General features: G+C 59.7%; 15 protein-coding genes. 14 read left to right on the forward strand and 1 reads right to left on the reverse strand.

The annotated features are described in order from the left end of the window. Nucleotides 1-4: 4 nt before the first annotated feature. The 14 genes from fliJ to LOY43_RS07980 all read left to right on the forward strand — a co-directional run bounded on the left by fliJ (nt 5) and on the right by LOY43_RS07980 (nt 11310). Entirely contained in the window at nt 5-454 is a 450-nt protein-coding gene (gene fliJ, locus LOY43_RS07915; RefSeq protein WP_093439724.1) for a flagellar export protein FliJ, read from the forward strand. Nucleotides 455-612: 158 nt separating this feature from the next. Next, nucleotides 613-918 carry an STAS domain-containing protein gene (locus tag LOY43_RS07920; RefSeq protein ID WP_095050179.1) on the forward strand — a complete coding sequence of 102 codons (306 nt, stop codon included), beginning with the start codon at nt 613-615 and terminating at the stop codon, nt 916-918. A gap of 5 nt (nt 919-923) precedes the next feature. After that, on the forward strand, nt 924-2627 hold the full coding sequence (locus LOY43_RS07925) for a fused response regulator/phosphatase (protein ID WP_095050180.1): 1704 nt from the start codon (nt 924-926) through the stop codon (nt 2625-2627). A 31-nt stretch (nt 2628-2658) separates the two neighbouring features. Beyond that, entirely contained in the window at nt 2659-3006 is a 348-nt protein-coding gene (locus tag LOY43_RS07930) for an Hpt domain-containing protein (RefSeq protein ID WP_095050181.1), read from the forward strand. A gap of 104 nt (nt 3007-3110) precedes the next feature. Further along, nucleotides 3111-4481, forward strand: coding sequence for a flagellar hook-length control protein FliK (locus tag LOY43_RS07935; protein ID WP_095126508.1), 1371 nt, complete (start codon nt 3111-3113; stop codon nt 4479-4481). Between the two features lie 1056 nt (nt 4482-5537). Then, a complete protein-coding gene (fliL, locus tag LOY43_RS07940) occupies nt 5538-6041 on the forward strand; it encodes a flagellar basal body-associated protein FliL (protein ID WP_007920033.1) in 504 nt (167 codons plus the stop codon). 9 nt (nt 6042-6050) lie between these two features. Next, the gene (gene fliM / locus LOY43_RS07945; protein ID WP_003222890.1) at nt 6051-7019 is read left to right on the forward strand and encodes a flagellar motor switch protein FliM; all 969 of its coding nucleotides are present in this window, start codon (nt 6051-6053) and stop codon (nt 7017-7019) included. A gap of 55 nt (nt 7020-7074) precedes the next feature. Next, the gene (gene fliN, locus LOY43_RS07950) at nt 7075-7524 is read left to right on the forward strand and encodes a flagellar motor switch protein FliN (protein WP_008077656.1); all 450 of its coding nucleotides are present in this window, start codon (nt 7075-7077) and stop codon (nt 7522-7524) included. Then, complete coding sequence (gene fliO, locus LOY43_RS07955) at nt 7525-7977, forward strand: flagellar biosynthetic protein FliO (protein ID WP_093439747.1); 453 nt, start codon at nt 7525-7527, stop codon at nt 7975-7977. It abuts the gene before it with no gap. Continuing rightward, nucleotides 7977-8735, forward strand: coding sequence for a flagellar type III secretion system pore protein FliP (fliP, locus tag LOY43_RS07960; RefSeq protein ID WP_095050183.1), 759 nt, complete (start codon nt 7977-7979; stop codon nt 8733-8735). The genes fliO and fliP overlap by 1 nt, the downstream gene beginning before the upstream one ends. Next, a complete protein-coding gene (gene fliQ / locus LOY43_RS07965) occupies nt 8732-9001 on the forward strand; it encodes a flagellar biosynthesis protein FliQ (RefSeq protein ID WP_038363854.1) in 270 nt (89 codons plus the stop codon). Before fliP ends, fliQ begins: the two co-directional genes overlap by 4 nt. A 3-nt stretch (nt 9002-9004) precedes the next feature. After that, the gene (fliR, locus tag LOY43_RS07970; protein WP_093439752.1) at nt 9005-9790 is read left to right on the forward strand and encodes a flagellar biosynthetic protein FliR; all 786 of its coding nucleotides are present in this window, start codon (nt 9005-9007) and stop codon (nt 9788-9790) included. Nucleotides 9791-9793: 3 nt separating this feature from the next. Next, nucleotides 9794-10933, forward strand: a complete 1140-nt coding sequence (flhB, locus tag LOY43_RS07975) for a flagellar biosynthesis protein FlhB (protein ID WP_093439755.1) — start codon at nt 9794-9796, stop codon at nt 10931-10933. Between the two features lie 140 nt (nt 10934-11073). Continuing rightward, nucleotides 11074-11310, forward strand: a complete 237-nt coding sequence (locus LOY43_RS07980) for a hypothetical protein (protein ID WP_095050185.1) — start codon at nt 11074-11076, stop codon at nt 11308-11310. Nucleotides 11311-11476: 166 nt separating this feature from the next. Here LOY43_RS07980 and LOY43_RS07985 read toward each other — a convergent pair whose 3' ends face one another. After that, the gene (locus LOY43_RS07985; RefSeq protein ID WP_116256755.1) at nt 11477-11836 is read right to left on the reverse strand and encodes a DUF6124 family protein; all 360 of its coding nucleotides are present in this window, start codon (nt 11834-11836) and stop codon (nt 11477-11479) included. Nucleotides 11837-12373 lie beyond the last annotated feature (537 nt).

Below are 12373 nucleotides of genomic sequence, written 5' to 3' on the forward strand. Positions count from 1 at the left end.
GGCCATGGCCGTCAGCCGCGCTGCGCGCTTGGCTCCGGTGGTGGACATGGCCGAACAGGCCGAAAAAACCGCCGTGCAACGGCTGGGCTATTTTCAGGGTCAGGTCAAAGTCGCAGAAAGCAAACTCGCCGACCTCAATGCCTTTCGTCTGGATTACTCGCAGCAATGGATCGTGCGCGGCAGCACCGGCGTGAGCGGGCAATGGCTGCTCGGTTTTCAGGGCTTTCTGGCGCAACTCGACACCGCCGTCGACCAGCAGCGCCAGAGTCTGGTCTGGCACCAGAACAAGCTCGACAAGGCGCGTGAGGAATGGCAGCAGGCGTTCGCCAAGGTCGAAGGTTTGCGCAAACTGGTGCAACGTTATCGCGAAGAGGCGCAACGCCTTGAAGACAAGCGCGAGCAGAAGCTGCTTGATGAGTTGTCTCAGCGTTTGCCGCGACAGAATCCGTTTTAAAGCAAGATCAAAAGATCGCAGCCTTCGGCAGCTCCTACAGAGGATCAGTGTAGGAGCTGCCGAAGGCTGCGATCTTTTGATCTGTCTTCTAACCTTGCCGCAACCCTGTGCAAGTGCTAAACCTTGTACAGGTTCGTCAATGACAAGGAAGCCAGTCAATGTCAGTCGTTACAGAAGTCTCTCCGGATGGTCACAAACTGACGATCTCGGTCAGGGGGCGGTTCGATTTCGGGCGCCATCAGGAGTTTCGCGAGTCCTATGAGCGACTCCAAAAGAAACCTGAGTCCATCGTGGTCGATCTGAAAGAGGCCACCTACCTCGACAGCTCCGCACTGGGCATGCTGCTCCTGCTGCGGGATCACGCCGGTGGCGATAATTCGGACGTGCGAGTCGTCAACAGCAACTCCGATGTGCGCAAGATCCTCGCCATCTCCAATTTCGACAAACTCTTCGACATCAGTTGACGGCCATGCAGGCGCAAGAGCCGCTGACCCTGTTGATCGCCGAAGACAGCGCCGCCGATCGCCTGTTGCTGTCGACCATCGTCCGTCGTCAGGGCCATAACGTCTTGACGGCGGCCAACGGTGCCGAAGCGGTCGATCTGTTTCGCCGGCAGCAACCCGATCTGGTCTTGATGGACGCGATGATGCCGGTCATGGACGGCTTCGAAGCCGCGCGGCAGATCAAGGCGCTGGCGGGCGAGACGCTGGTGCCGATCATCTTCCTCACGTCGCTGACCGAAAGCGAAGCGCTGGCCCGTTGTCTGGAGGCCGGTGGCGACGACTTTCTGGCGAAGCCTTACAACCAGGTGATCCTCGCCGCCAAAATCAAGGCGATGGATCGCTTGCGCCGCTTGCAAGCAACCGTGCTGCAGCAGCGCGACCTGATCGCCAAACACCATGATTACCTGCTCAACGAACAACGTGTGGCCAAAGCCGTTTTCGACAAAGTGGCGCATTCCGGTTGCCTGAGTGCGCCGAACATCCGCTACCTGCAATCGCCCTATGCCTTGTTCAACGGTGACCTGCTGCTGGCGGCCTACACGCCGGCAGGGGACATGCATGTGCTGTTAGGCGATTTCACTGGCCATGGCCTGCCGGCAGCCGTCGGGGCGATGCCCCTGGCCGAGGTGTTCTATGGCATGACCGCCAAGGGCTACGGCCTGGCGGAAACCCTGCGCGAGATGAACGCCAAGCTCAAACGCATCCTGCCGGTGGACATGTTCTGCTGCGCCACGTTGCTGTGCCTGAGTTTTCAGCGACGCTCGGTCGAAGTGTGGAACGGCGGCATGCCTGACGGCTATCTGCATCGGATCGCCAGTGGTGAGCGTGTACCGCTGGCAGCGCGGCACTTGCCACTGGGTGTGCTGAGTGCGCAGGCGTTCGATGATCGTACGGAAGTGCATCCGATGGCTGTCGGTGATCGGGTGTTTCTGTTGTCCGACGGGGTGATCGACACCAGTGACGCCAGTGATCAGCTGTTCGGCGTCGAGCGTTTGCAGCAGGTGTTCGCCGCCAATCGCGAGCCGGATCGCTTGTTCGAGGATATCGAGCAGGCGCTGCGGGATTTTCGTGGCGAGGCGCGCGACGATGTCAGCATGGTCGAGGTTAGCCTGCTGGAGCCGGCGCAGGTCAAACCGTCGGCGCCGGTGTATTCCGACAGCGGCCAGTCGTGCCCGCTTGACTGGTCGGTGAGCTTCGAATTCCGTGGTGCCACACTAAAGCGTTTCAATCCGTTGCCGTACCTGTTGCAGTTGCTGCTTGAGGTGCATGGGTTGCGGGCGCAGAGTGGTGCTTTGTACAGTGTGCTGGCCGAGTTGTATTCCAATGCGCTGGAACATGGCGTGCTGGGTCTGGACTCCAGCCTCAAGCGCGATGCGGCGGGTTTTGCTCGCTATTATCAGCAGCGCAACGATCGGCTGGAGGCGCTGCAGGATGGCTTTGTCCGTGTGCATCTGCAGGTGCAGCCACAAGGCGGGGGCGGCCGGCTGGTGATTCGCGTTGAGGACAGCGGCAAGGGTTTTGATGTGGCGCGAGTCATGGAAAGGCCGCTGGACGGTGTCCGTTTGTCGGGGCGCGGCGTCAGTCTGGTCCGGCAATTGGGGCATAACGCCAGTTGGTCGGACGAAGGTCGTAGTGCCTGCGTGGAGTTTTCCTGGGAGGTTGAGGCATAATTCGCGCAATTCTTGATCAAGGAGTGAACAAGTGACTGACCAACATGTGGATCGCGACGTACTCGATACATTGCGTGACGTCATGGAGGAGAACTATCCGGATTTGCTGGATACCTTCCTGATAGATTCCGAAAGTCGCGTGCAGGTGCTGCAAACGACCGCCGATGCCGAAGTGCTATCGGAGGTTGCTCACAGCTTCAAGGGTAGCGCCAGCAATATGGGCGCGGTTCGACTGGCCGTGCTGTGCCAGAAGCTGGAAAGCGAAGCAAGGGACAAGAGTCCGGCAGAAAACGTCAGGCTGGTCGCCGATATCAGCGTCGAATTCGCTGAAATTCGCACTGTTTACGAAGACGAGCGACAGCACGCCACTACCCACTGATCCCGCCGTCCGGCGCTTTTTACGAGCGCCGGGCAAATCTGGCCCGGCACTTGCAGTTATCTCTGCAACTGTACCTACGATCCCAGTGCAGCGGAGACCGTTTCATGCCTGCGACCCCCAACATCCTTCTTCAGAATGCCGCTCAGGCCAAGGCGCAGGCCGCCTCGGCCAAATCGTCGGCTATGGCCGTAGACACCGGGGATAAAGCCTCAAGCTTCGCTAAAGTGTTCGCCGATCAGGGGTCAAACAAGCCTGTCGCCACCGCTGACAATTCGCCCAAGTCGGCGCGCGACAAGGTCGCTGACAACAGCGGCAAAAAGGACATCGCCAAAGATCCGTCTGCCGCTGCACAACCGGCGGTTGCCGATAGCGGCAACGACTTGCCTGCCGACAAAACCGCAGCGACCGATGACAGCAGCGCCAGCAGCGACGACAACACAGGCACCGCCCAGACGCCAGTCGTAGACGCGGCGCCGGTTGATCCGACGCTCGATCCGGCATTGGCAACCGCTGTGCAGCCGGTAGTCACGACGCCAGTTGTGCAGAATCCGGCGGTCGTCGCGACTGGCCAGCCTGAAACCGAAACGCCTGCGCTTGCCGCTCTGCCGGGGACGGTCAAAGATCCGGCACCGGCCACTGACAGCGATTTCGACCCTTCGGCCGATCCGCTCGACTCAATGCCGGCCGTGCGCATGGCGATGGAGCAGGGCGGGCACATTTCCGCCGCCAGCCAGGCGCAACCGAAAGCGTCGCCGGCTCAGGCTCAGGCCGACGGTGAATTGACTTCCGCGCAAACCTTCGCCGCCGGCATGGCCAGTATGCTCGACGTGCAAGCCGACAAGGACAGCACCAGCCAGGGTGGTGACAAAGCGTTCAGCGGCTTGATCGACGACGGCCTCAAAGATCTCAAAACGGCGACCAGCGATACCCGCGTCGATGACTTCGCCAACCGTCTGGCGGCACTGACGCAGGCGGCCACGCCGAAGACTGCGAACGCGGTACCGGTGAATCAGCCGATCGCCATGCACCAGAGCGGCTGGACTGAAGAAGTGGTCAATCGCGTCATGTATCTGTCGAGTGCCAATCTGAAGGCGGCCGACATTCAGCTGCAGCCGGCTGAACTGGGGCGATTGGATATTCGCGTCAACATGGTTCCGGACCAGCAGACCCAAGTGACCTTTATGAGCGCGCATCCAAGCGTGCGAGAAGCGCTGGACGGCCAGATGCATCGCCTGCGCGAAATGTTCAACCAGCAGGGCATGGGTCAGGTCGACGTCAATGTCTCCGACCAGAACCGTGGCTGGCAGGGGCAACAAGGTCAAGAACAGGCGCAGCAGGGCCAGAGTGGTCGCACCAGCGCGGCCGGCGGTCGCCTCGATTCGGCGGATGACGAATTGGTGCCTGCAACCATTGCTGAAGCCGCCGCTCAAACCACCAGCGTGATTGGCAGCAGCGCGGTCGACTATTACGCCTGAGCAAAATCAAGAGCCCCTCACCCTAGCCCTCTCCCAGAGGGAGAGGGGACTGATAGGGGGATGCTTGCGGATTACGCCGACCGGATACTGCTGTTGTGAATCCATAATCGACTCGGTCTTTCAGGTCGATGTTTGACGTCTTGCACCTCAGTCGGCCCCTGAAAACCCTCACCCTAGCCCACTCCCCGAGGGAGAGGGGACTGATTGGGGGATGCTTGCGAAGTACGCCGACCGGATACTGCTGTTGTGAATCCATAATCGACTCGGTCTTTCAGGTCGATGTTTGGCGTCTTGCACCTCGGTCGGCCCCCTGAAAACCCTCACCCTAGCCCTCTCCCGGAGGGAGAGGGGACCGATTGGGGGATGCTTGCGAAGTACGCCGACCGGATACTCCTGTTGTGAATCCATAATCGACTCGGTTTTTCAGGTCGATGTTTGACGTCTTGCACCTCAGTCGGTCCCCTGAAAACCCTCACCCTAGCCCACTCCCCGAGGGAGAGGGGACCGATTGGGGGATGCTTGCGAAGTACGCCGACCGGATACTGCTGTTGTGAATCCATAATCGACTCGGTCTTTCAGGTCGATGTTTGACGTCTTGCACCTCAGTCGGCCCCTGAAAACCCTCACCCTAGCCCTCTCCCAGAGGGAGAGGGGACTGATTGGGGGATGCTTGCGAAGTACGCCGACCGGATACTCCTGTTGTGAATCCATAATGGACTCGGTTTTTCAGGTCGATGTTTGACGTCTTGCACCTCGGTCGGCCCCCTGAAAACCCTCACCCTAGCCCTCTCCCAGAGGGAGAGGGGACTGATTGGGGGATGCTTGCGGAGTACGCCGACCGGATACTCCTGTTGTGAATCCATAATCGACTCGGTCTTTCAGGTCGATGTTTGGCGTCTGACACCTTGGTCGGCTCCCTCTCCCTCCGGGAGAGGGCTGGGGTGAGGGTGCCTTTGACTTTAGCGTTGTCTGCGCTACGGCCGACACTTCTGGCATAACACTTGCTCTTGCCTTGCCGTGCGACTGTGAAAACCCGATTAGTGACGGATTATTGGCATGGCGAAGAGCGAAACAGCAGCAGTGAAAGACCCCGCAACCAAAGGCAAACTCAAGCTGATCATTGTGATCGTGCTGGCGTTGCTGCTGGCCATTGGCGCGTCCGTGGGGGCGACCTGGTTCTTCATGCACAGCGCTCAGAGCAAGCCTGCCGAAGCCGCTGATGCAGCGCCTGTCGGCAAGCAGCCGGCGATTTTCGAGCCGATGGCGCCGGCCTTTGTTGCCAACTACAACCAGAACGGCCGTCAGCGCTACATGCAGGTGAGCATCACCATGCTGGCGCGTAATCAGGCCGATCTGGAAGCGCTCAAAGTGCACATGCCGGTGATCCGCAACAACCTGGTGATGCTCTTCTCCGGTCAGGATTTCGCCACCTTGGCGACCCCGGTCGGCCAAGAGATGTTGCGCCAGAAGGCCACCGCCAGCGTCCAGGAAGTGGCGCAGAAAGAGCTGGGCAAAGTGGTGATCGAACAGTTGCTTTTCACTAATTTCGTACTGCAGTAGGAACACGACATGGCCGTGCAGGATCTGCTGTCCCAGGATGAAATCGACGCGCTGTTGCACGGCGTCGACGATGGTCTGGTACAGACCGATAACGCTGCCGAACCCGGCAGTGTCAAAAGCTACGACCTGACCAGTCAGGACCGCATCGTCCGTGGACGCATGCCGACTCTGGAAATGATCAACGAGCGTTTTGCCCGCTATACCCGCATCAGCATGTTCAACATGCTGCGCCGCTCGGCGGACGTTGCCGTCGGTGGCGTGCAGGTGATGAAGTTCGGCGAATACGTGCATTCGTTGTACGTACCGACCAGCCTCAACCTGGTCAAGATCAAACCGTTACGCGGCACCGCGCTGTTCATCCTTGACGCCAAACTGGTGTTCAAACTGGTGGACAACTTCTTCGGCGGCGACGGCCGTCACGCCAAGATCGAAGGGCGTGAATTCACCCCGACCGAACTGCGTGTGGTGCGCATGGTGCTGGAACAGGCTTTCGTCGATTTGAAAGAAGCCTGGCAGGCGATCATGGAAGTCAATTTCGAGTACATCAACTCGGAAGTGAACCCGGCTATGGCCAACATCGTCGGCCCAAGCGAAGCGATCGTGGTCTCCACGTTCCACATCGAACTCGATGGCGGTGGCGGCGACCTGCACGTGACCATGCCGTACTCGATGATCGAGCCGGTGCGCGAAATGCTCGACGCCGGTTTCCAGTCCGACCTCGACGATCAGGACGAGCGCTGGGTCAACGCGCTGCGTCAGGACGTCCTCGATGTCGACGTACCCATCGGCGCCACCGTGGCGCGCCGCCAGTTGAAACTGCGCGACATCCTGCACATGCAGCCGGGTGACGTGATCCCGGTCGAAATGCCGGAAGACATGATCATGCGCGCCAACGGCGTGCCGGCCTTCAAGGTCAAGATGGGCTCGCACAAAGGCAACCTCGCGTTGCAAGTGATCGAGCCGATCGAGCGTCGCTGAAACGGCGCTCCTACCCCAAGCATTTAACTGAATTTTTGCCCGCCGAGGACAAATGATGAACGACGATATGAACGCCCAGGACGACCAGGCACTGGCTGACGAATGGGCTGCGGCCCTGGAAGAAACCGGTGACGGTCAAGCTGACATCGACGCCCTGCTGGCCGCCGACGCATCCAGCGGCTCGCGTCTGCCAATGGAAGAGTTCGGCAGCGTGCCGAAGAACAACGATCCGGTGACCCTCGATGGCCCGAACCTGGACGTGATCCTCGACATCCCGGTGTCGATCTCGATGGAAGTCGGCAGCACCGACATCAACATTCGCAACCTGCTGCAACTCAACCAGGGTTCGGTAATCGAGCTTGATCGTCTGGCCGGTGAGCCGCTCGACGTGCTGGTTAACGGCACGCTGATTGCGCACGGTGAAGTAGTTGTGGTCAACGAGAAGTTCGGCATCCGCCTGACTGACGTGATCAGCCCAAGCGAACGCATCAAGAAGCTGCGCTGAGTGAAACGGTTTCTCTGGGCTTTGCTGGCATTGCCATTGAGCGTGCTGGCCGCCGAGCCTTCAACGGCGACCACAGTGCCAGCCGCCACCGCGCCGATGGTCAACAGCGGCGTGGCCGGGCAACTGACGCAACTGGTATTCGGCCTGTTGCTGGTGCTGGGGTTGATCTTCTTCCTCGCCTGGCTGTTGCGCCGGGTGCAGCAGGCAGGTCCGGCAGGCAAGGGCCAGGTGATCGAGCTGATCGGTTCGCGCGCGCTCGGCCCGCGTGACCGTTTGCTGCTGGTGCAGGTCGGCAACGAGCAGATTCTGCTCGGCCTCAGCCCCGGCACCATCACCGCGCTGCATGTGCTCAAAGAGCCGGTCGAGGTGCCGAATACCAGCGAGAAAGCGACCCCGGAATTTGCCCAGCATCTGCTGAAGATTCTCGGCAAGGATCAGAAGGATAAGAAGTAATGGGTGCGTTACGCATCGTCTTGACGCTGGCCCTGTTGCTGGCCGCGCCGCTGGCATTCGCCGCCGATCCGTTGTCGATCCCGGCGATCACGCTGGGCACCAACGCCGATGGCGCGCAGGAGTATTCGGTCAGTCTGCAGATCCTGCTGATCATGACCGCCCTGAGCTTCATTCCGGCGGCCGTGATTCTGATGACCAGTTTCACCCGGATCATCATTGTCTTCTCGATCCTGCGTCAGGCCCTCGGTCTGCAACAGACGCCGTCGAACCAAATCCTCACCGGCATGGCGCTGTTCCTCACCATGTTCATCATGGCCCCGGTGTTCGACCGGGTGAACAAGGACGCGCTGCAACCGTATCTGGCGGAAACCCTTACCGCCCAGCAAGCGGTCGAAAAGGCCCAGGTGCCGATCAAGGACTTCATGCTCGCCCAGACCCGCACCAGCGATCTGGAGCTGTTCATGCGCTTGTCCAAGCGCACCGACATTGCCACGCCGGATCAGGCGCCGCTGACCATTCTGGTGCCGGCGTTCGTCACCTCCGAGCTTAAAACCGCGTTCCAGATCGGCTTCATGATCTTCATTCCGTTCCTGATCATCGACCTGGTCGTGGCCAGTGTGCTGATGGCGATGGGTATGATGATGCTCTCGCCGCTGATCATCTCGCTGCCGTTCAAAATCATGCTGTTCGTGCTGGTTGATGGCTGGGCGCTGATCATCGGCACCCTGGCCAGCAGTTTTGGAGGTGTCTCGCCATGACGCCGGAAGTTGCGGTCGATATCTTTCGTGAAGCCCTTTGGCTGACCACATTGATGGTCGCGATTCTGGTAGTGCCGAGCCTGTTGGTCGGCTTGCTGGTGGCGATGTTCCAGGCCGCTACGCAGATCAACGAACAGACCCTGAGCTTCCTCCCGCGTCTGCTGGTGATGCTGGTGACGTTGATCATCGGTGGTCCGTGGATCGTGCAGACGTTCATGGAATACATCATCCAGTTGTACAAAAACATCCCGATGGTCATCGGCTAAGCCATGCAATCGCTGCTTCAGCTGACCGACACCCAGATCAGTACCTGGGTGGCCTCGTTCATGTTGCCGCTGTTTCGCGTCGCCTCGATGCTGATGGTCATGCCGGTGTTCGGCACGACGTTGGTGTCGCGCCGGGTGCGCCTGTATTTCGCCGTGGCCATCACCGTGTGTATTGCGCCGAGCCTGCCGCCGATGCCGGCGGTCAGCCCGCTGGATCTCAGTGGCTTGCTGCTGATAGCCGAGCAGATTCTGGTCGGTGCGGTGCTGGGGTTTTCCCTGCAACTGTTTTTCCAGGCCTTTGCCGTCGCGGGGCAAATTGTCGCGATTCAGATGGGCATGGGCTTCGCCTCGATGGTCGACCCGGCCAACGGTGTCTCGGTGGCGGTGATCGGGCAGTTCTTCACCATGCTGGTGACTTTGCTGTTCCTGTCGATGAACGGCCATCTGGTGGTCTTCGAAGTCCTCACCGAAAGCTTCACCACGCTACCGGTCGGCAGCGGTCTGATGACCGCGCATTACTGGGAACTGGCCGGCAAACTCGGCTGGGTGCTGGGCGCCGCATTGTTGCTGGTGTTGCCGGCGGTGACGGCGTTGCTGGTGGTCAACATCGCGTTTGGCGTGATGACCCGCGCGGCGCCACAACTGAACATTTTCTCCATCGGTTTTCCGCTGACCCTGGTGCTCGGTCTGTTTATCGTCTGGGTCGGTCTGGCGGACATTCTCAATCAGTACCAGCCGCTGGCCACCGAGGCCTTGCAGTTGTTACGCGAACTGGCACGGGCGCGCTGAGTCATGGCAGAGAGCGAAAGCGGTCAGGACAAAACAGAAGACCCCACGGAGAAACGTAAAAAGGACTCTCGTGAAAAGGGTGAAATTGCCCGTTCCAAAGAACTCAACACCCTGGCCGTGACCATGGCCGGTGCCGGTGCGCTGCTGGTGTTTGGCGGCATGCTGGCCGAAGACCTGATGGAGCTGATGCGCCTGAACTTCACGCTGTCGCGCGAAGTGATCATGGATCAGGGTTCCATGGGCGCGTTTCTGTTGCAGTCGGGCCAGATGGCGCTGCTGGCGATCCAGCCGATCATGATCACTCTGTTGCTCGCCGCGTTGATCGGGCCGATTTCCCTCGGTGGCTGGCTGTTCGCAGCGGGCTCCATGGCGCCCAAGTTCAGCCGGATGAACCCGGCGGCAGGCCTGAAGCGGATGTTCTCGTTCAAGGCTGTGGTCGAACTGCTCAAGGCCCTGGCCAAGTTCCTGATCACACTGGGCGTGGCGTTGGCAGTGTTGTCGGCGGACGTCGATGACTTTTTGCGGATCGCCCACGAGCCACTTGAAATGGCGATCATCCACAGCGTGACGCTGGTCGGCTGGAGCACATTGTGGCTGGCCTGCGGCCTGATCATCATCGCGGCTGTCGACGTGCCGGTGCAGCTCTGGGAAGCCCACAAGAAACTGCTGATGACCAAGCAGGAAGTGCGCGACGAGCACAAGGATCAGGAGGGTCGCCCGGAGGTCAAACAGCGCATCCGCCAGACCCAGCGCGAAATGTCTCAACGGCGCATGATGGCGGCGATTCCCGACGCCGACGTGGTCATCACCAACCCGACCCACTACGCCGTCGCGCTCAAGTACGACTCGGAGAAGGGCGGCGCACCCGTGCTGCTGGCCAAGGGCAGCGACTTCCTCGCCCTGAAAATCCGCGAAATCGCCGTAGCCAACAACGTCATGCTCCTCGAATCGCCGGGGCTGGCGCGTTCGATCTACTACTCCACCGAACTCGAGCAGGAAATTCCTGGTGGTCTGTATCTCGCGGTCGCGCAGGTCCTGGCCTACGTCTACCAGATCCGCCAGTACCGTGCGGGCAAGGGCAAACGCCCGGATCCGCTCAAGGACGACTTGCCGATTCCGCCGGATCTGCGTCGCGACTCCTGACGTCGTTGTGCAGCCATTGGTCTGAGATCTCCCTTTACTGTCAACTCTGACAGGTGCGCTCGTCGTGATTTTGCAGTTTGATGCAAGGTGGCGCCGTGAACCTGGCGCGGTCATGCGGGCGAGTGCAAGGGAGCACGACAATGAAAGGTATTTTCAGCAGTTATGACGAAAAAACCGGAAGGGGCACCATCACGCCGAAGCCCTCGGGACGATGTATTTCCTTTGCCGAAGCCACGGGGTTTTTTCTGACGGCCAAAGAATACCGATTCAGCATTCCATTGCCCGATGCCCTGCGGGCGAGCGTCAAAGTGGGCGGCGAGGTCGAGTTCGAATTGCCCAAGAGCAAGAATGGAAAAGTAAAAATCCTCCGGTATTGACCACTGTTCGCAAAGCCGCTGAAAACGGGGCGGCGGTTTTTTATGATCGTTCCCACGCGCAGCAAAGGAATGCAGCCCGGGACGCTCCGCGTCCCTTCCAAAGCCGAACGCGGAGCGTCCGTTGAGGCATTCCTTTGCTGCGCGTGGGAACGATCATCGCGTGTCGCTACTGCGGCACCTCCAGATTATCCATCACCCGATTCACCGCCAGCTCGCCGAGCATGATCAATTGCGCGATACCCAACAGCGTCCTGCGTTGCGACGCGGGGATGAGGTGGGCAAAGTCATGGGCGATGGTTCTGGCCGAGGCGAGTGTTTCGCTGGCATCGGCCAGCAGCTCCTCGTTTTTGAAGTCGGCGTTAACGGCGTACATCCGACGGGTTTTACGTGGCGGTGGGGTGGAGCCGGGTGGGCAGAGGTAATGGTCGAGGGCGCGTTCGGCGGCGTCGTTGAGCTTTTTTGAATCGAGGGATTCGTAGGGGGAGGTGGGGTCGGTTTCGGGTGGATTGGGTGTTGGTTTGATCATGGTGAGACTCCGTGGTTGATTTAGCCGCCACGGCTCATCGCTAAACAAGTAAAGGTGGCGGCTGTACGCAGGTTAGCGATCCGGGTCACAGAAACCCCGGGTAGACCCGAAGGTCTCCCACGCACAGCCACCATGACGCCAAGTGCAGATAGACAAAGCTGCAATTGAGACTGGGGATTGAGCGTCTGTAGGGTATCGGATCGCTAAACCCGATCGCTGATTCGTCAGCGACCGACCCACAATAGAACCCGACCCGAAGGCGCACAAGCCGGCGGATTCTGGGGTAGCTGTAGGCAATGGCGCAAGAATTTGTAGCCTGTAAGGCGTGTCTGGAAGTTTCTTTTAAACGCCTGAGTTTAAAAGGCGATTTGCGCTGACTTAACTGACCCCTTCGCGAGCAAGCTCACTCCCACATTTGGAATGCGTTTCCCTGTGGGAGCGAGCTTGCTCGCGAATGGGCCATCCCGGTCAGTGCCATTCAGGTCTGGCTTCTTTTTACCCCCCCCCTTTTTTTTAACTTTTACCTTTAGCCTTTTA

Source organism: Pseudomonas sp. B21-041 (genome assembly GCF_024748675.1).
Lineage (GTDB): Bacteria > Pseudomonadota > Gammaproteobacteria > Pseudomonadales > Pseudomonadaceae > Aquipseudomonas > Aquipseudomonas neuropathica.

What these genes read in the sequence shown, in the direction of transcription:
- fliJ (WP_093439724.1), top strand. Translation starts at nt 5, where the DNA reads ATGGCCGTCAGCCGCGCTGCGCGCTTGGCTCCGGTGGTGGACATGGCC.
- LOY43_RS07920 (WP_095050179.1), top strand. Translation starts at nt 613, where the DNA reads ATGTCAGTCGTTACAGAAGTCTCTCCGGATGGTCACAAACTGACGATC.
- LOY43_RS07925 (WP_095050180.1), top strand. Translation starts at nt 924, where the DNA reads ATGCAGGCGCAAGAGCCGCTGACCCTGTTGATCGCCGAAGACAGCGCC.
- LOY43_RS07935 (WP_095126508.1), top strand. Translation starts at nt 3,111, where the DNA reads ATGCCTGCGACCCCCAACATCCTTCTTCAGAATGCCGCTCAGGCCAAG.
- fliL (WP_007920033.1), top strand. Translation starts at nt 5,538, where the DNA reads ATGGCGAAGAGCGAAACAGCAGCAGTGAAAGACCCCGCAACCAAAGGC.
- fliM (WP_003222890.1), top strand. Translation starts at nt 6,051, where the DNA reads ATGGCCGTGCAGGATCTGCTGTCCCAGGATGAAATCGACGCGCTGTTG.
- fliN (WP_008077656.1), top strand. Translation starts at nt 7,075, where the DNA reads ATGAACGACGATATGAACGCCCAGGACGACCAGGCACTGGCTGACGAA.
- fliP (WP_095050183.1), top strand. Translation starts at nt 7,977, where the DNA reads ATGGGTGCGTTACGCATCGTCTTGACGCTGGCCCTGTTGCTGGCCGCG.
- fliQ (WP_038363854.1), top strand. Translation starts at nt 8,732, where the DNA reads ATGACGCCGGAAGTTGCGGTCGATATCTTTCGTGAAGCCCTTTGGCTG.
- fliR (WP_093439752.1), top strand. Translation starts at nt 9,005, where the DNA reads ATGCAATCGCTGCTTCAGCTGACCGACACCCAGATCAGTACCTGGGTG.
- flhB (WP_093439755.1), top strand. Translation starts at nt 9,794, where the DNA reads ATGGCAGAGAGCGAAAGCGGTCAGGACAAAACAGAAGACCCCACGGAG.
- LOY43_RS07980 (WP_095050185.1), top strand. Translation starts at nt 11,074, where the DNA reads ATGAAAGGTATTTTCAGCAGTTATGACGAAAAAACCGGAAGGGGCACC.
- LOY43_RS07985 (WP_116256755.1), bottom strand. Translation starts at nt 11,836, where the DNA reads ATGATCAAACCAACACCCAATCCACCCGAAACCGACCCCACCTCCCCC.